Source organism: Bradyrhizobium sp. CCBAU 25360, assembly GCF_028128695.1.
GTDB classification, from domain to species: Bacteria; Pseudomonadota; Alphaproteobacteria; order Rhizobiales; family Xanthobacteraceae; genus Bradyrhizobium; species Bradyrhizobium ottawaense.
Window position 1 is genome coordinate 123,371 of record NZ_LBJA01000040.1, and the last position, 17,404, is coordinate 140,774.

A 17,404-nucleotide genomic window follows, 5' to 3' on the forward strand; every position below is an offset into this window, starting at 1 on the left:
CAGTCGGGTGAGGGGTTCGTGCCGCAGGAGCCATCCCATCGGCCAGTCGCCAAGCGTCTCCGCCAATTCGCGAAGAACATGCGGCACGAACCAACCGATGCTGAAACCGCAATGTGGCGCTTGCTGAGGGATCGTCGGCTCTCCACTTTCAAGTTTCGCCGACAGGTACCGTTCAAAAACTACATTCTCGATTTCGTCTGCTTCGAGAAGCGCCTCGTGATCGAGATCGACGGAAGCCAACACTCGGAATCGCAGCGAGACGCGACGCGTGAGGCGACGCTTGCTGCCGAAGGGTTTTGGACATTGCGCTACTGGAACAACGACGTGCTACAGCAGCCCGCTTCTGTATTGGAGGATATCCTTGCAAAGCTTGCCGGGCGGTAAGATACCCCTCACCCGTCGCCTCACTGCGTGAGGCGCCACCCTCTCCCACAAGGGGAGAGGGGAAGAATCGCGCCAGAACGAATAACTGATGACCCCCTCCCGCATTCATCGCCTGACGCTGACGCATTTTCGCAATTATCGGGCGGCGGGGCTCGAGACGGCGGCTGACATGGTGGCGCTGGTCGGGCCGAACGGGGCGGGCAAGACCAATTGCATCGAGGCGATCTCGTTTCTGTCGCCGGGCCGGGGCTTGCGGCGGGCGACGCTGGAAGACGTCGCCGACAACCAGGGCGACGGATCCTGGGCCGTCTCCGCGCAGGTCGAGGGCGCGCTGGGGCTGGCCACGCTCGGCACTGGCATTGATGCACCGCGCTCTGACGCCGCCGTAAGCCGGCGCTGCCGCATCGACCGCGAGCCGGTTGGGTCCGCGACGGCCTTCGGCGACCATATCCGCATGGTGTGGCTGACGCCGGCGATGGACGGGCTGTTCATGGGCGCAGGCTCGGAACGGCGGCGCTTCTTCGACCGCCTGGTGCTGGCGATCGACAACGAGCATTCCAGCCGCATCAACGCGCTGGAACGGTCGCTGCGCTCGCGCAACCGCCTGCTCGAAACCCGCAATTACGACGACCATTGGTGCGACGCGATCGAGCGCGAAACCGCGGAGCTTGCGGTCGCGGTCGCGGCAACGCGCGGCCAGACCGCGGCAAGGCTCACCGGCATGCTGAATGCGCGCGCGCAGGCCTCCGCCTTTCCCTCGGCGCAGATCGCGCTCGACGGCTGGATGGAGAACGCGCTGCTGACCGAGACGGCGACGTCGGTCGAGGACCGCTACCGCCAGATCCTGCGCGACAACCGGCCGCGCGATGCCATCGCCGGCCGCACCACCGACGGCCCGCATCTCACCGATCTGCAGGTGATCTATGCGCCGAAAAGCATGCCCGCGCGTGATGCGTCCACGGGCGAGCAGAAGGCGCTGCTGATCGGCCTCGTGCTCGCGCATGCGAGCCTGGTCGCCGAGATGACCGGCATCGTGCCGCTGCTGCTGCTCGACGAGGTCGTCGCCCATCTCGATCCGAACCGCCGCGCCGCGCTGTTCGACGAGCTGCGCAAGCTCGGCGCGCAGGTGTGGCTGACCGGCGCGGACCCGGCGGCCTTCGCCGAGATCGGCGCTGGAGGCGAAGTCTTCGACGTCGAGAGCGGACAGGTCTCGTCGCGACGCTAGGCCTCCGGGTTGAACCCGCTCTGTTCCATCAGCGACTAGCTGTCTGAAGCGGCGCCGACGGTGCCGCCGTTGTGCAATCGCGCGGTATTTCCCACACGCGCGATGCTTGGAGCGTAGGCATGACGACGGTAAGGCACGGGGCAAGAGCTCCTGCGCGATGGCAACTTCTTGCGTGCGGCCTCGCTCTTTTCGCGAGCTGCCTGCTCGCCGCAAGCGCCGGCGCCTGGGTATCGAATTTGTCGCCACTGTTCTCAGTCGCGCTCGCGCCGGATCCCGATGCGCGGCTGCCCGCGCCGACCCGCTACCTCTATCGAGGCACCCACACCACGGTGATGCCCGGCGTCGAAGCCCCGCTCCGCACCAGGCTCGAAACCACCGTGCCCGCAGAGCTCGGCGACGTCCTCAGCTTCTATCGCACGGAGCTCGGAAAGCTTGGCTGGCAGGAACAGCCTGATGGCGCGGTGATCGCAACCGATCACGCCCAGCTCGCTTTCGCCTCCCCGCTGGGGCCGGCCGCACTCCAGCTCGCCCGCAAGGACAGCAGCACCTCGATCCATCTCGTGCAGAAGAACGCCGATGCGGCGATTCGGGCCAATATCATGCCCGAACCCGGCCAGGCCAAGCTGGTGTTCAGCAATATCAGCGGGAGGGACGCGGCGCTCACGATCAACGCACGAACCGTCAAACGCGCCGCCGGCGCCAATGCCGTGTCGCTGGATCTGGCGCCCGGCAAGTATTCCTACGAACTGACCGTACCGGACCATTCAGCCACCACGAACGTCCTCACCCTTACCGCCGGCGATACCTGGGAGCTCACGATCGGGCGCGACGGCGACGCCTGGCCGCCGCTCCAGCTGTATTGAGCCATGCCTGCCTGATCAGGCCCGTGACGCCGCTCGTACGCCGTCCGTTGAACCTCTCCGGTTCCCATCGCGACTTCTCGTCTGAGGCCGCGCGCCGAGGTGTCGCAGTCTGCCCATGCGCAGGGCGACGGCCCGCGCAACACCCAGGAGTTTGACGATGCCGATGATCCCGCTTGGGGCGCAAGTCCCGGCAAGATGGCTGCTGCTTGCCTGCGGCGTTCTCGCGATGGCGAGCACGTCGTATCCCGCGGACGCGGCAGACGAAAGCTTCGTCGACGTCCATACGCTGCCGCGGCTGGACGGCGCGGTGGAGGATACTTCGCACCCCGACACCTATCGCGTCATCTACACTGTGCCGACCGCGCTTGCCGCCACGTCGGACGCCACGAAGAAGCTGCTGAGGGCCGACGGCTGGGTGCCCTATGTGTATCCGCTGGACGAGAAGAGTGCCGCGCTGACCTTCAAGAAGGGTCGGCTGGGGCTGCGCGTCTCCTTCACACAGGCGCGCGGGCGCTCCGACCAATCCGCCGTGTTCTACACGCCGAACCGGATCTATGCGAACGTGCCGTTCCCGGACGGCGCGACCGATCTCGCGTTCGACGAGACCCGACCCTATCTCGGCTGCATCGCGCCCGGCGCGTTCGATGCGACCTCGGAGTTCTTTGCGAAGGAAATGGCGGCGATCGGCTGGCGCAAGCTCACGCCTGAAACGTCCTCGCGCTGGCCGAACGCCGATCTTGACGGGACCGTCCCGAACGGCGTGCGCGTCTTTTACGATCACCCCGATCGCGACGCGACGCACATCTACCAGAAGCCAGTGATGCTGACCCTGACACGACGCGACGACGGCCGCACCAATGTCGACATCCGGGTGGCGCCGTTCGCGCTGCCCCAGGAGCTCGAGGCCGACGATGACATGGCCGGCCTGCCGCGGCCGAAGCTGACCAAATCTGCAAGGGGTCTTGGCAGCGCGAGCTCCAACAAGCGCGAGATGTCGGCCGCCGCGATGGCCGAGCTGCCCGCAGTGCTCGCCTTCTATCACCGCGAGCTCGCCGCGCGCGGCTGGCGGGAAGACGGCAACGCGCCGCTCGCGCCCGGCGACGAGATCGCGATCAATGTCTCATCGGCGGAGGAAACCGGCGTGCTGCGGCTCGGCCGCAAATATGATTTCACGATGATCAGTCTGACCGCGCAGGTGAGGGACTCCGCACTTGCGGCCCGCGCCAAGGCGAAGAAGGAGGCGGACGCAAGGTTCCTCGGCGATGCTTTGGGGGCGGCTCAGCAGCTCATTGCCGCCGATGAGGCCAGGCGCAAGACGCAGGCGGCCGCCCTGTCGGATACGCCGCTGAATGCGCTCGCCGACAGCAAGACGCCGGTGCCGCTGCCCGAGACCGCCGAGGGCGTGAAGTTCGAAGGCAATGACGGCCATCTCGAATTCTCCTCCACCTCGAGCGTCAAGGCGCTCACCGCGTTCTATCGCGCGTCACTCAAGCCCGCCGGCTGGAAGGAGCAACCCTCCGTCATCAACCAGCCCAACATGGCGATGATGGAATTCTCCAAGAGCGGCAAGTCGATCTCGATGACCGTGATGCAGATGGGCCCGAAGGTGAATGTCCGCGCCGACGGATCGGGGCTGGTGATGGCCGCCGCGAAGCCGACGGCCGCCGCCGAAGTGCAGGCCAAATCCTCCGAGCCGCTCAAGCCCGACCCTGAATCCCAGCTCCCCGTGCCGACGCAGCGGTCGTCGACCTCGCTCGCCACCACCAAAATGCCGGGGAGCGAGATGCCGTTCCGCCGCGAGCTGGCAGCCAGCATCGCGGCCCCGCTCGGCGATGTCCTGGCCTTCTACCGGGCCGAGCTTTCCAAGCTCGGCTGGCAGGAAAAGGCCGACGGCGCGACCGTGTCCGCCGAACGCGCACAGATCGACTTCACCTCGCCGCAAGGCCCGGCCGTGCTCAAGCTCGGCCGCGCCAAAGGCGAGACCACGGTCAGCCTGGCGCAGAAGAATCCGGATGCCGCTGTGAAGGCCGACATCATGCCGAAGCCCGGCCAGGCCAGGCTGATGCTCGGCAATATCGGGACGAAGGAAGCCTCGCTGACAATCAACAAGCAGACGGTGAAGATCGCGGCCGGCGCCGGCGGTCCGCAATCGCCGAAAGGCCCGATGCTCGACCTGCTGCCGGGCACCTACCAGTACGCCCTGCGCATGCCCGGGCGCCCGGCCCACACCGAGACCCTCACCGTCGCCGCCGGCGACGCCTGGGGCCTCCTGGTGGGGCCGAGCGGCGACGTGCTGCCGCTGCAGATGTACTGATCTACCGGGCCCCTGATGCCGGGAACGAACATGACGACAATAAAGCCTGTGATGAGAGGTCCGGCACGCTGGTTGCTGCCGCTGTGCGGTCTCGCCCTCCTCGCGGGCGGCCTGATCGCCGCAAATGCCGGCGGATGGATACCGCATCTATCACCGCACACTTCGGCTGCACTCACGCCGGCGGATCCCGACGCCGACATGCCAGTGCCGAAGCAACACAGCTCCTCCAGCTCCAACACCACCCATGCGACCGGCATCGAAATCCCGCTGCGGGTCGGACTCGAAGCCCATGTGCAGGCCCCGCTCACTGCTGTGCTCGCCTTCTACCGCACGGAGCTCGCAAAGCGCGGCTGGGAGGAAAAGCCTGACGGCACTGTGGTTGCCGCCGATCACGCTAAGCTCGCCTTCGTCTCCCCGAAGGGCCCGGCAACATTGAAACTTGGCCGTGCGAAGGACGAGACCATTGTCGAGCTGGTGCAGCGGAATACGGAGGCCGTGGCCAAGGCCAATTTCCTGCCGATGCCAGGACGAGCGCGGCTGATCTTCGGCTATCTTGCGCCCGGCGTGGCTTCGCTCGCGATCAACGATCAGACCATCAAGATCGCGGGCGGCGAAAATCACCCACAAACGCTGGATCTGCCGCCCGGCACGTATTCCTACCAGCTGGTCGTGTCGGGCCATACGTTGCGCACCGATACCATCACCGTGGCCGCAGGCGAGACCTGGTCCCTCCAGTTGGGTGACGACGACAGGAAGCCGGATCAGATCTACTGACCCCACAGACCTGTTCCCGGGCGCCACAGCACGTCGGAACAGGTCGCTGCGACCCCGCAAAATCCACGCCTTTGAAGGCTAAAAAGGGGGTCTCGAATCGGGCTTTTCGCGAGCCCCAGAATCGGCCTTCGAACACCTTGAAAACCGGCCCAAAAACCCCATTTAGTCAAAGGGTTGCCGGAAGATACTTTGCGCTAGGCGCAATCTCTCTTTCATGGCACAAATAGCTCGCAAATCAGCGCCTTTTGCGCGGCTGATTCGGGCGACATCTCGAAGGCCTCTCATGACAGAACCTGCTCGGCAGACACCTGCCGAAAACGAGCCCTCCAATCCGAGCGATTACGGCGCGGAATCGATCCGCGTGCTCAAGGGTCTCGATGCCGTTCGCAAGCGCCCGGGCATGTATATCGGCGACACCGACGACGGCTCGGGCCTGCACCACATGGTCTACGAAGTCGTCGACAACGCGATCGACGAAGCGCTGGCGGGCCACGCCACGCGCGTCGACGTCGTGCTCAATGCCGACAATTCCGTCACCGTGCGCGACGACGGCCGCGGCATTCCCGTCGACATCCACAAGGGCGAAGGAATCTCGGCGGCCGAGGTCATCATGACCCAGCTGCACGCCGGCGGAAAGTTCGACCAGAACTCCTACAAGGTCTCCGGCGGCCTGCACGGCGTCGGCGTCTCCGTCGTCAACGCGCTGTCGAGCAAGCTTGGCTTGCGAATCTGGCGCGACAACAAGGAGCACTACATCGAGTTCGCCCATGGCGATGCCGTCGCACCGCTGGTGGTGGTCGGCGACGCGCCGGGCAAACGCGGCACCGAAGTGACGTTCCTCGCTTCGGGCGAGACCTTCAAGAACATCGAATATGATTTCGCCACGCTCGAGCATCGGCTGCGCGAGCTCGCCTTTCTCAATTCCGGCGTCAACATCGCCCTCTCCGACATGCGTCACGCAGTGGAGAAGCGCGAGGAGATGCACTATTCCGGCGGCGTCGAGGAATTCGTCAAATATCTCGACCGCAACAAGAAGGCGATCGTGCCTGCGCCGATCATGGTGCGCGCGGAAGCCAACGGCATTGGCGTCGAGGCGGCCTTGTGGTGGAACGACAGCTACCACGAGAACGTGCTGTGCTTCACCAACAACATCCCGCAGCGGGACGGCGGCACCCATCTCGCCGGCTTCCGCGGCGCGCTGACGCGCCAGGTCAACGGCTATGCCGAGGCCAATGCGAAAAAGGAAAAGATCGCGCTGACCGGCGACGATTGCCGCGAAGGCCTCACCGCCGTGCTGTCGGTGAAGGTGCCCGATCCGAAATTTTCGTCGCAGACCAAGGACAAGCTGGTGTCCTCGGAAGTGCGCCCCGTGGTCGAGAACGTGCTCAACGAGGCGCTCCAGGCCTGGTTCGAGGAGCATCCGAGCGAAGCCAAGATGATCGTCGGCAAGGTGATCCAGGCCGCCGCCGCGCGTGAGGCTGCGCGAAAGGCGCGCGAATTGACGCGCAAGAGCCCGCTCTCGGTCTCCTCGCTGCCCGGCAAGCTCGCCGACTGCCAGGAGAAGGATCCGGCCAAATCCGAACTCTTCATCGTCGAGGGTGACTCGGCAGGCGGCAGCGCCAAGCAGGGCCGCAACCGCGAATTCCAGGCGGTGCTGCCGCTGCGCGGCAAGATCCTCAACGTCGAACGCGTACGCCCCGACAAGATGCTGTCGTCGGAACAGATCGGCACGCTGATCACCGCGCTCGGCACCGGCATCAGCGACGAGTTCTCGATCGAGAAGCTGCGCTATCACAAGATCATCGTGATGACGGACGCCGACGTCGACGGCGCCCACATCCGCACGCTGCTGCTGACCTTCTTCTACCGGCAGATGCGCGACATCATCGACGGCGGCTATCTCTATATCGCCCAGCCGCCGCTCTATAAGGTCTCACGCGGCAAGTCCGAGCAATATCTGAAGGACGAGAGGGCGCTGGAGGACTATCTGATCGACGCCGGCCTCGACGACTGCGTGTACATCCCCGGCACCGGCGGCGACCGGTCCGGCCGCGATCTGCGCGCGCTGGTCGACGACGCCCGCGTGGTCCGCAGCATCCTGCGCAATCTGCACAGCCGCTATAACCGCAAGGTGATCGAGCAGGCCGCCATCACCGGCGTGCTGAACAAGTCGATCTACGGCAATCCCGAGAACGCTGCGGCCGCCGCACAATACATCGCGAGCCGGCTGGACAATCAGGCCGAAGAGGTCGAGCGCGGCTGGATCGGGCAATATGTGGAAGGCCAGGGCTTCCAGTTCGAGCGCACCGTGCGCGGCGTCAAGGAAGCCGCTGTGATCGACGATGCGTTCCTGGGGTCGGCCGAAGCCCGCAAGCTCGACGAGTACACAACGAAGCTACAGGACGTCTACGCCCGCTCCGGCAAGCTGCGGCGCAAGGATACCGAGCACATGGTCCATGGCCCGGTCGACCTGTTCGAGGCGGTGACCGAGGCCGGCCGCAAGGGCATCTCACTGCAGCGCTACAAAGGTCTCGGCGAGATGAACCCGGAGCAGCTCTGGGAGACGACGCTCGACACCGACGTGCGCTCGCTACTGCAGGTGAAGGTCAAGGAGGTCGACGAGGCCGACGACATCTTCACCAAGCTGATGGGCGACGTGGTCGAGCCGCGCCGCGACTTCATCCAGGAACATTCGCTGAGCGCGACGATCGACATCTGAGGGCTCGCTGCTTCCACAGCGTCGTGGCCGGGCTTGTCCCGGCCATCCACGTCTTACCCCGCCAAAGAACGTGGATGCCCCGGACAAGCCCGGGCATGACGGCTAGACTAATCCCAGCACCCTGAACCTCACCACCCGCCGTCGCGACGAAGTGGCATGATCCCGTTGGCCGGTTCCGGCCGGGAAGTGTCGTGCCATGACCGCCTCTGCAACAACCAGTTCCGCCCTCCCCTCCCGCCGCCTCGGGGTGATCGGCAGCATCATCGGCGTGCTGGCGCTGATCGCGGCCGTATTGCCGCATTGGGTCATACCTGCGATTTACCCGCCACCGCCGGCGGACAAGGTGATTGTCGACACCGGCCATCGCCTGAAGGATCGCCTGATCGCGCGCGTCAAGGGCGTCGAGTACCAGGCCCCGCCGCGGGAGAAGTCGACCGGGAGCCAATTGAGGGAGGCGTCCTCGATCGCGGCGATCTCACTCGGTCTGCTTGCCATCCTGCTCTCGGTCCTCGCCCTCGTGTTTCGCGAAGAGAGGCTCCTGGCAGGCGTCGCGGCCGCACTTGGGGCCGGCGCCATTGCCGTCGAAATCTCCTTCCTGGCGATGGGCGTGCTGATGCTGATCGTCATCCTTTATGTGGTGGCCAATATCATCGGCTTGTTCTAAACGCCGGATACGGTGGGCCCATTCAGGCCAACGCGCGGCCTTCCGCCGCGACAAGTGCAGAATTGCTACCCTGCTCAATTCTCGGTAGTTTCCGCTCCCGAAGCAGCCCGCCCCTACGCAACAGGACGGAGAAAACCGACGTGGCGCCCATCCAATATATCGTCGAGGGCGGTCACCGGCTCTCGGGCTCGATCGAGCCATCCGGCAACAAGAATTCAGCGCTGCCGATCATCGCCGCCGCCCTGCTCACCGAGCATCCGGTGACGCTGGAGAACGTGCCGCGGATCCGCGACACCGAGACGCTGGTCGAACTGATCCGCTCGGTCGGCGCGGCGGCGGAATGGACCGGGCGCAACACGCTTCACATCCATGCCAAGAGCATCCGCGCCGCCGATCTCGACCCTGAGCTCTGCGTGCGCATCCGCGCCTCGATCCTGCTCGCCGGCCCCCTGCTCGCGCGCTGCGGCGAGGTGATGCTGCCGCCGCCCGGCGGCGACGTCATCGGCCGCCGCCGGCTGGACACCCATGTGCTGGCGCTGGAGCAGTTGGGCGCCAAGGTCACCGCGACCGACCGGCTCGAATTCCGCGCGCCCAAGCTTGCCGGCGCGGACGTGTTCCTGGACGAGCCGAGCGTCACCGCGACGGAGAACGCGCTGGTGGCGGCGGTCGCCGCCGACGGCGTCACCCATTTGCGCAACGCGGCCTCCGAGCCCCATGTGCAGGACCTCGCCAATTTCCTGGTCGCGCTTGGCGCGAAGATCGAGGGCATCGGCACCAACACCATGATCATTCATGGGCCGGCAACGCTGGGAGAAGCGACCTATCGGATCCAGCCCGACCATATCGAGGTCGGCTCGCTGATCGGGCTTGCCGCCGTGACGCGCTCGCCGCTTCGCATCACGCGCGCCGGCGTCGAGCATCTGCGCTCGATCCGCATGGGTTTCGAGCGGCTCGGCATCGTCTGCCGGGTCGAGGGCGACGACCTGATCGTGCCGTCGAACCAGACACTGAAGATCCAGGACGATTTCGGCGGCCACGTGCCGAAGCTGGAGGACCAGCCCTGGCCGGCCTTTCCGGCCGACCTGATGTCGATCGCGATCGTCACCGCCACGCAATGCGAGGGCGTGATCCTGATGTTCGAGAAGATGTTCGAATCCAGGATGTTCTTCGTCGACAAGCTGATCGCGATGGGCGCGCGCATCGTGCTGTGCGACCCGCACCGCGCCATCATCGCAGGGCCCAGCCGCCTGCACGGCGCGACCATGACCTCACCCGACATCCGCGCCGGCATGGCGATGCTGCTGGCCGCCGTGTGCGCCCAGGGCACCTCTACCATCAACAACGCCGACCAGATCGAGCGCGGCTACGAGCGCATCGAGGAACGGCTGAACGCGCTGGGCGCAAAGATCAAGCGCGTGCCGGAGCGGAAGGGCTGAGGTTGCTTTCTTCCTTCTGCCTTGTGGCAGAAGGTGATGCGAAGCGCCCAGTATCGTAGGGTGGGCAAAGCGAAGCGTGCCCACGGCTTCCGTTGCAATATTTGATAGGTCGTGGGCACGGCGCTAATGCGCCTTTGCCCACCCTACGATTCCGAGCTAGCGGATAGAGCCCCTCACTCATCTCGCTCACGGGCCATGTTTTCGTCGCGCGGCCGTGCTAATGAGCCGCCATGCTCGACACCGTCCAACATCATTCGCAGCCGCAAGCCGGCGTGCCGCAGAACCATCTCGCCGAAGAGTTCGTCGAGACGCTGCGGCTGGCCGTGCCGATGATGCTGACGCAGCTCGGGCAGATCGCGATGATCACGACCGATCTCGCGCTGATCGGGCGGCTTGGCGAGGATGCGGTGGCCGCGGCGGCGCTGGCGCACACCGTCTATTTCGTTAGCTTCACCTTCGGGCTCGGATTGATGGCTGCGGTGTCGCCGCTGGCGGCGCAGGCGTTTGGCGCCGGAGATGTCAGGCTGATCCGCCGCTCCTTGCGCGTCGGCCTGTGGGTCGCGCTGCTGATCTCGCTGCCGATGATGGCCTCGCCGCTCTATGGCGAGCGGATCCTGCTCGCGCTCGGACAGGCGCCGCAGTCGGCCGCGCTGGCCCAGCGCTATCTCAACGGCCTGGCCTGGGGCATCGCGCCGGCGCTCGGCTTCATCGCGTTGCGCAGCATGATGAGCGCGGTGAACCGGCCGCAGCCGCCGCTCTGGATCACGCTCGCGGCGATCCCGGTCAATGCCGCGCTGGTCTATGCGCTGATCCACGGCCTGTTCGGCCTGCCGGAGCTCGGCCTGTTCGGCGCCGGACTTGCGACCACGATCGTCAACCTCGGCACGTTCGTCGCCGTGCTCGCGATCGCAGGGCTGCGCAAGCCGTTTTCGGACTACCGCCCGCTTGCCCGCCTGTGGCGGATCGATTGGCCGCTGATGCGTCAGCTGATCGCGATCGGCGCACCGATCTCGTTTTCGCTGCTGCTGGAATATGGCCTGTTCTCCTCGGCAGCGCTGCTGATGGGGTTGATCTCGACCGCCGCGATTGCCGCGCATCAGATCGCGCTGCAGATCACCGCCGTGCTGTTCATGGTGCCGCTCGGCATCGGCATGGCGGCCACCGTGCGGGTCGGCCACGCCTTCGGCCGCGGCGAGCCGGCGGCGGTGAAGCGCGCCGGGCTCGTCGCCGCCTTGCTCGGCATGGCGTTGGTCTCCGCCCTGACGATCGCCATCATCCTCGGCCGCTACCAGTTGGGCCGGCTGTTCTTCGGCAGCGGTGAGGCGAGCGCGGCCACCATCGAGCTGACCGCGACGCTGCTGCTGGTCGGCGCCACCTTCTTCATCGCCGATGGTCTGCAGACCATCATGGGTGGCGCGCTACGCGGCATCAACGATACGAGAATGACACTGCTGTTCGCGGCAATCGGCTATTGGGGCATCGCCTTTCCCATCGCCTGGGTGCTGGCCTTCAACGCGGGGCTCGGCGCGGTCGGTGTCTGGGTCGGATTTTCGCTCGGGACATTCGTCTATGCCGGGCTCTTGATCTTGCGCTTCCGGGTGCTGACGCGCAGACTGGCGGGATGAACGGAGCCGTCCGCGAAGTCACGCCTGAGGTCGATGCCAACACGCTGCTGGCAGGCGCGCAATTCGTCGACGCGTTTCGCGTCGAGATCGGCGCAGCGACGGTGAATGCCCGCGAGGCCTGCACCCGGATGGTGCTGCACGGGCCGCGCTGGATCGACGTGCTGCTGCGCCTGCGCAACATTCTTGTGACGCCGTTCGGGCTGAAGACGTCGGGCGAAGGCGCACCGGCGCCGCACGGATTGATCGGCCTCTTTCCGGTGGTCGACGAAACGCCGGAGCGGCTGGTCGCGGGTTTCGACGATTATCATCTCGACTTCCGCATCGTCGTCGACGTAGCCGGCGACGCCGCGGGCCGACAGGTCACATCGACCACGCTGGTGCGGACACACAATCTGCTTGGCCGGACCTACCTCACGCTCATCATGCCCTTCCACAAGCTCGTGGTTCGCAGCATGATGACAGGGATCATGGAGCCGGCGCGATGAACCGTCCGGGCCGACATTGACGAACACCGCCCGCGTTCAGCCCACCGGCCCCGGGGTCCAATTGTCCCCTGCAAGCGGACTCACTCTCACATCGGGAATGACCCCGAGGTCCATGCTTGGATCGAAATGGCGCATCGTCCGCTCATTGAGGTCAATGATGCGGCCAGGTCTCAGTGGCCCCACGTCATTTATCTTGACGATGACCTTCTTGCCCACGGCTTCGACGAGGGCATATTTCGGCCTCGCGCCAAATTGAACCCCGCCGAATTTGCGACGCAAGCTCGTCTTGATGGCAGCCGTCCAGGCAGAGGGATCATAACGCTCGCCGGTGGCTGTCTTCGGACCGCCCTCCTCCTTGCCGGGCTTGAACGGATTGTACGTGGACGCCGCGCCAACGATCGCATCGCCGGAGGCGGCATCGACGACGTCACTTGAGTGATCCCCACGTGTTTCACTTCGAGCAACGGCAACAGAGAAGGCGAGCGCAACCAGGGCGCCGCAAATTGCGACGCTCGAGCGGAATAGCATCATAAGTCCTGTGATTTTTTAGATTGTCCGGTTCCAGAACCGCAAACGTGGTCAAGCGAACGCAGAAGCGTTCATGAACTTGCGCCAATCGTTTTGCGGATTCGAGCCAACCCCTGGCTACGGAACCGTCGTGGGAACCGGAGTGGTCCTCACGTAGTGTTTTAGCTTCACACTGACTAAGACAGAGATTGCGTCAGCAGCATGACCCGATGGAACCTGGCGCGTGCAGCGTCTCAGGCAGCCGATCAGCCAAGCCGCGCGACGTGCGCATTGCTGTCGAAAGCCGACGTTTACGAGGACACGCCGAACTCACTCCGCAACGCGCGCGGTCCTGTCGTCCGAGACCTCCGACCATTCGCCGACGACGCGGTCGAGGTCGCACAGATTCTGATGCATCTGCTCAAGTGAGAAACCGAGTGCGAAGAAGCGCTCGGCAGTGTCGCTGGCATGGCCGCGGATCAGGCCGTCGTGGCGCACGGCGGCAACCGCTTCGGCGTAGTGCTGAAGCGCGACGTGGACCGGATGGATCGGCGGCGCGCCGGCTCCTTCGCGCAAGGCCGCTGCGGCCGACCGCAGGAAGCGCGCGATCACGGTCGAGACTTCCGTCAGGGGTGCTGCGAGCCGCGTCTGCACCTCGATCGGCAACGGCACCACGGTGGCGCGGCCAATCATCACGACGTCATGACGCAATCGCAGGACCGTTCGCAGCAGCGGCCCGGTGTCCGGACCGCTCGACAGCCGCGCCGCGCGCTCGCGCTCGGCTTCAGTGCCGATGGCATTGAGACCAACCATCGCGGTGCCGATCCCGTCCTGGATCCGGTGCAGCGCGTCGTTGTCGCGGCCGCGGGTGAGGCCCGCGAGCAGCTCGGTGAAGGCATCGGCGATCAGCTCGAGCAGGATCGCGGCGCTGGCACGGATCTGCCGTACCGCGCGCGAGGGCAGCACCAGGAACGAGACCAGCAATCCCGTGATGGCGCCGACCGCGACCTCGCTGACACGGTCGATCGCCGACGTCATGGGATCGGAATGATGCATGGTCGGAACCAGGAGCACGATCACGGCGGTCACGGTGGCGGCGCTGAGGCTCGGATTGATCGCGGCGATGAAGGCGAGCGGCGCGACCGACAGCACCAGGAGACCCAGCAGGCCCGCTTCGCTGGAATAAGGAATCAGGATCGCGATGGCGCCGCCATAGATGGCACCGCCGATGGTGCCGAGCATGTAGTCGCGCGTCGCCTTCAGCGAGCGGCCGACGCTCATCTGGGTCACGATCAGTGAGGTCAGCACCGCCCAGAGCGGCAATAGCAGATGCAGCGCGGTGGCGAGCGCATAGGCCGCGGTCGCGGCGACCGTGACCCTGATCGCCAATCCCAGTTGCGTCCGCCGCGACCTGATCCGCTCCCACACCTGTCCTGCGAATGCCATGGTCAGACGTCCCAATCTTCTCAGGCCAAGCAAAAGCATGGCTGATGCCCGCGGCCCCAAGGCCGCTTGAAAGGCCAAATCAGCCCGCCTAACTTGCGCGCCAAAACGAGGAAACACGATGGCCCACGAAACCGCAACGCTCGCCGCCTACGTCTTCAACCTGGAATACCAGGATATTCCGGCCGAGGTGCTGGATCGCGCCAAGGTGCTGACGCTGGACTTCCTCGGCAGCGCGATCCGGGCCAGGCGCGAGGCGGAATCGACCCCGTCGATGCTGAAAATGCTGGAGGCGCTGGCGCTCGACACCAAGGGCGAATCCACCGTGTTCGGCGACTCCAAGACCTGGACGCCCGCGATCGCGGCGCTGCTCAACGGCGCGCTCGGCCATTCCCTCGATTTCGACGACACCCACGCCGATTCCTCGCTGCATCCGAGCGCGCCGGTCGTTCCGGCTGCCTTCGCCATCGGCGAGATGGTCGGCGCTTCGGGCCGCGACGTGCTGACCGCGATCGTCGCGGGTTATGAGGTCTGCTGCCGGCTCGGCAACGCGCTCGATCCGACCTCGCATTATGCGCGCGGCTTCCACCCGACCGCGACTGCCGGCACCTATGGTGCGGCCGCGGCGGCCGGAAAACTGTTCGGCCTCTCCGAGCAGCAGCTCATCGCCGCCTTCGGTGTCTCCGGCAGCCAGGCCGCCGGCTCGCTGCAATTCCTGGTCAACGGCGCCTGGAACAAGCGCTACCAGGTCGGCGCCGCCGCGATGAATGGCGTGATCGCCGCGACGCTGGCGCGCAACGATTTCGTCGGCGCGACCGAATCGGTCGAGGGCAAGCACGGCCTGCTCGCCGGCTACACCGACGATGCGCATCCGGACAAGGCGGTCGCCGAGCTCGGCAAGACCTACGAGACCATGAAGATCGGCGTCAAACCGTATCCGAGCTGCCGCTACACCCATGCCGCGATCGACGCGCTGATCGCGATGCGTCGCGAGCACAATCTGACGCCCGACCAGGTCAAGCGCGTCGAGATCGGCCTGCATCGCAACGGCATCACACTGACCGGCGATGCCGCCACCAAGCGTCATCCGACCTCGATCGTCGGCGGCCAGTTCTCGATGTTCTTCACCGGCGCGCTCGCGCTCGACCAGGGTTCGTTCGGCTGGGACGATTATGGCCGCCTTGGCGACGCCGCCATCGACGCGCTCGCCGACAAGTTCGACGTGGTGCAGGACGACCGGCTCGAGATCGGCCGCACCCATCCGTTCGGCGCCCGCGTCAGCATCACGACGGACGATGGCGTGCATGAGCGGCTCTATGCGGATCCGTCCGGCGAGCCGAATTCGTTCCCGGACGCGCAGGCGATGCAGCAGAAATTCCTGACGCTCGCGCGCCCCGTGCTCAACGCGCGCGCGGAAAAATTCGCGGATGCGATCATGACGCTGGAGCGTTTCGACCGTGTGGCCAAGGCGACGGAGCTGGGGCGATAACAGCCGCCTAGTTCGTCCCCGCCAGCTTCCCCTTCTCGCGCGTTGCCGCAATCACATCACGCACGAGATCGAACACGCCATCCGCCCCCAGCGGCCCGTTCGGCGAGCGACCGAGCCGCACGATCACCAACTTCTCCGACGGGATCATGATCGCGTACTGCCCGATCGTGCCCTTGGCGAAGAAGGCATCGCGCGGCCAGCCGTGTGTGATGCGAAACTTTGCACCAATGCTGTCGCCCTGGTTGGTCCAGAAGCCGGCGCCGATGCCGACCCAGGCATGCGGCGTGGCTGACGCGGAGTAATTCACCCAGCCCTCGGGCAGGATACGCTTGCCGCCGGCTATGCCGTCGTTGAGATAGAGCTGGCCGAAGCGCGCCCAGTCGCGCGCGGAGGCCAGCATTTCGCCGGATCCCTCGATCGTGCCTGACGCGTCGAGCTGAAGCGTGACGTTGACCATGCCGAGTGGCGCGAACAATTCGCGGCGTGCGAAGCGGAGCGCATCGGCGGGCTTGCCGCCGGCGGCATCACGCAGCAGATGCGCGAGGATGAGGAAGTTGCCGTCGTGATAATTCCACGCCGTGCCCGGCGCGGTTGCAAGCGGCGCGCGCTCGGCAAAGCTGGCCATATCGTCTTCGGCGTATTTCATGGTGTTGACCGGTTCCAGCGCGGAGCCGAGCGAGGCCTCCAGCGAGCTTCCGAGCGCAATGCCCGCGGTGTGACGCAGCAATTGATCGACGGTGATGGGATGACGCGGATCATCCAGATTTTGCCAGGCGGCGATGGGCGCGGGGCCGCCGAGCTTCAACTTGCCCTGGCGCACCAGAATGCCTGTCAGCGCTGACATCACCGACTTCGTCATGGAGAAACCGAGCAGTTGCGTGTCCGGCCCGATGCCGTCGGCATAGCGCTCGGCGATGATGCGGCCGGCCTTCATGACAACGATCGCGCGGGTGCGGCGATAAGGCGGCTGCGTGGGCTCGGCAAAGGCGCGGTCGAGCGCAGCTGCCAGGCCCTCGCTCTGCGGCGGCACGATCCCCGGGCCGGCGATCTCGGGGAGCAGCGCGGGCTGCTGGTCGTCAGGCGGCAACGCGACATCGGCGATCCCCTGCCCGTGCTCGAGCGTGCAACCAAGTCCCTCGCGATAGACGGCATGGCTGCGGCCGATTCCGAACAGGGACACCGTGACATCCTTGCGCGTGCGATCGACCCGAAGATCCATCGCCCAGGTGAGCAGACCCGCGCCCGGCATCGCGTCGGTGGTCTCGGCGAGGTCGCGCATGAGATCGAGGCCGGAGACGAAGGTCTCCGAGCAGAGCGTGTGAGCGATAAAGCCGGTCGCAACCTTCGGCACGTCGCGGGCGCGTGCGGCGCCGAGCGCGAGGCCGGCACAGGCGATGGTGGTGGTGAGGAGAATGATCTTGCGGCGGCGAGTCACGGGCTTTCTCCGGCTTTGGGACGAGTGCGGGAGAGCAGGCC

General features: G+C 65.8%; 14 protein-coding genes. 11 read left to right on the top strand and 3 right to left on the bottom strand.

Translation table 11 applies throughout. The annotated features are described in order from the left end of the window. Positions 1-18: 18 nt before the first annotated feature. The 10 genes from XH81_RS20065 (at position 19) to XH81_RS20110 (ending at position 12,489) form a co-directional block, all read left to right on the top strand. Positions 19-384 (top strand): endonuclease domain-containing protein, encoded by a 366-nt coding sequence (locus XH81_RS20065; protein ID WP_028139547.1) that lies wholly within the window; start codon positions 19-21, stop codon positions 382-384. Positions 385-472: 88 nt separating this feature from the next. Beyond that, a complete protein-coding gene (gene recF, locus XH81_RS20070; protein WP_028139546.1) occupies positions 473-1,609 on the top strand; it encodes a DNA replication/repair protein RecF in 1,137 nt (378 codons plus the stop codon). A gap of 119 nt (positions 1,610-1,728) precedes the next feature. After that, positions 1,729-2,472 carry a hypothetical protein gene (locus XH81_RS20075; protein WP_028139545.1) on the top strand — a complete coding sequence of 248 codons (744 nt, stop codon included), beginning with the start codon at positions 1,729-1,731 and terminating at the stop codon, positions 2,470-2,472. A 157-nt stretch (positions 2,473-2,629) separates the two neighbouring features. Then, positions 2,630-4,786 (top strand): hypothetical protein, encoded by a 2,157-nt coding sequence (locus XH81_RS20080; RefSeq protein WP_028139544.1) that lies wholly within the window; start codon positions 2,630-2,632, stop codon positions 4,784-4,786. Positions 4,787-4,816: 30 nt separating this feature from the next. Further along, complete coding sequence (locus XH81_RS20085; RefSeq protein ID WP_028139543.1) at positions 4,817-5,560, top strand: hypothetical protein; 744 nt, start codon at positions 4,817-4,819, stop codon at positions 5,558-5,560. A 283-nt stretch (positions 5,561-5,843) separates the two neighbouring features. Continuing rightward, positions 5,844-8,279, top strand: coding sequence for a DNA topoisomerase (ATP-hydrolyzing) subunit B (gyrB, locus tag XH81_RS20090; protein ID WP_028139542.1), 2,436 nt, complete (start codon positions 5,844-5,846; stop codon positions 8,277-8,279). Positions 8,280-8,475: 196 nt separating this feature from the next. Continuing rightward, positions 8,476-8,943 carry a hypothetical protein gene (locus XH81_RS20095; protein WP_028139541.1) on the top strand — a complete coding sequence of 156 codons (468 nt, stop codon included), beginning with the start codon at positions 8,476-8,478 and terminating at the stop codon, positions 8,941-8,943. A 140-nt stretch (positions 8,944-9,083) separates the two neighbouring features. Next, entirely contained in the window at positions 9,084-10,379 is a 1,296-nt protein-coding gene (gene murA, locus XH81_RS20100) for a UDP-N-acetylglucosamine 1-carboxyvinyltransferase (RefSeq protein WP_028139540.1), read from the top strand. Between the two features lie 230 nt (positions 10,380-10,609). Next, positions 10,610-12,004 (top strand): MATE family efflux transporter, encoded by a 1,395-nt coding sequence (locus XH81_RS20105; RefSeq protein WP_028139539.1) that lies wholly within the window; start codon positions 10,610-10,612, stop codon positions 12,002-12,004. Continuing rightward, the gene (locus XH81_RS20110) at positions 12,001-12,489 is read left to right on the top strand and encodes a DUF2867 domain-containing protein (RefSeq protein ID WP_028139538.1); all 489 of its coding nucleotides are present in this window, start codon (positions 12,001-12,003) and stop codon (positions 12,487-12,489) included. The genes XH81_RS20105 and XH81_RS20110 overlap by 4 nt, the downstream gene beginning before the upstream one ends. Positions 12,490-12,525: 36 nt before the next feature. On the opposite strand, the gene XH81_RS20115 is transcribed toward XH81_RS20110, so the two are convergent. Together XH81_RS20115 and XH81_RS20120 are read right to left on the bottom strand one after the other, a co-directional pair. Beyond that, complete coding sequence (locus tag XH81_RS20115; protein WP_028139537.1) at positions 12,526-13,020, bottom strand: septal ring lytic transglycosylase RlpA family protein; 495 nt, start codon at positions 13,018-13,020, stop codon at positions 12,526-12,528. A 306-nt stretch (positions 13,021-13,326) separates the two neighbouring features. Beyond that, on the bottom strand, positions 13,327-14,442 hold the full coding sequence (locus XH81_RS20120; protein ID WP_028139536.1) for an FUSC family protein: 1,116 nt from the start codon (positions 14,440-14,442) through the stop codon (positions 13,327-13,329). A 118-nt stretch (positions 14,443-14,560) separates the two neighbouring features. Between XH81_RS20120 and XH81_RS20125 the strand changes: the two genes are divergently transcribed. Further along, positions 14,561-15,928 carry an MmgE/PrpD family protein gene (locus XH81_RS20125; protein ID WP_028139535.1) on the top strand — a complete coding sequence of 456 codons (1,368 nt, stop codon included), beginning with the start codon at positions 14,561-14,563 and terminating at the stop codon, positions 15,926-15,928. Positions 15,929-15,935: 7 nt separating this feature from the next. Here XH81_RS20125 and XH81_RS20130 read toward each other — a convergent pair whose 3' ends face one another. After that, a complete protein-coding gene (locus tag XH81_RS20130) occupies positions 15,936-17,363 on the bottom strand; it encodes a serine hydrolase domain-containing protein (RefSeq protein ID WP_028139534.1) in 1,428 nt (475 codons plus the stop codon). Positions 17,364-17,404 lie beyond the last annotated feature (41 nt).

Bases quoted from the DNA above. Each gene is read 5' to 3' on its own strand.
- XH81_RS20080 (WP_028139544.1), top strand. From the start codon at position 2,630: ATGCCGATGATCCCGCTTGGGGCGCAAGTCCCGGCAAGATGGCTGCTG.
- XH81_RS20120 (WP_028139536.1), bottom strand. From the start codon at position 14,442: ATGGCATTCGCAGGACAGGTGTGGGAGCGGATCAGGTCGCGGCGGACG.
- XH81_RS20110 (WP_028139538.1), top strand. From the start codon at position 12,001: ATGAACGGAGCCGTCCGCGAAGTCACGCCTGAGGTCGATGCCAACACG.
- gyrB (WP_028139542.1), top strand. From the start codon at position 5,844: ATGACAGAACCTGCTCGGCAGACACCTGCCGAAAACGAGCCCTCCAAT.
- XH81_RS20105 (WP_028139539.1), top strand. From the start codon at position 10,610: ATGCTCGACACCGTCCAACATCATTCGCAGCCGCAAGCCGGCGTGCCG.
- XH81_RS20115 (WP_028139537.1), bottom strand. From the start codon at position 13,020: ATGATGCTATTCCGCTCGAGCGTCGCAATTTGCGGCGCCCTGGTTGCG.
- XH81_RS20075 (WP_028139545.1), top strand. From the start codon at position 1,729: ATGACGACGGTAAGGCACGGGGCAAGAGCTCCTGCGCGATGGCAACTT.
- recF (WP_028139546.1), top strand. From the start codon at position 473: ATGACCCCCTCCCGCATTCATCGCCTGACGCTGACGCATTTTCGCAAT.
- XH81_RS20085 (WP_028139543.1), top strand. From the start codon at position 4,817: ATGACGACAATAAAGCCTGTGATGAGAGGTCCGGCACGCTGGTTGCTG.
- XH81_RS20125 (WP_028139535.1), top strand. From the start codon at position 14,561: ATGGCCCACGAAACCGCAACGCTCGCCGCCTACGTCTTCAACCTGGAA.
- XH81_RS20095 (WP_028139541.1), top strand. From the start codon at position 8,476: ATGACCGCCTCTGCAACAACCAGTTCCGCCCTCCCCTCCCGCCGCCTC.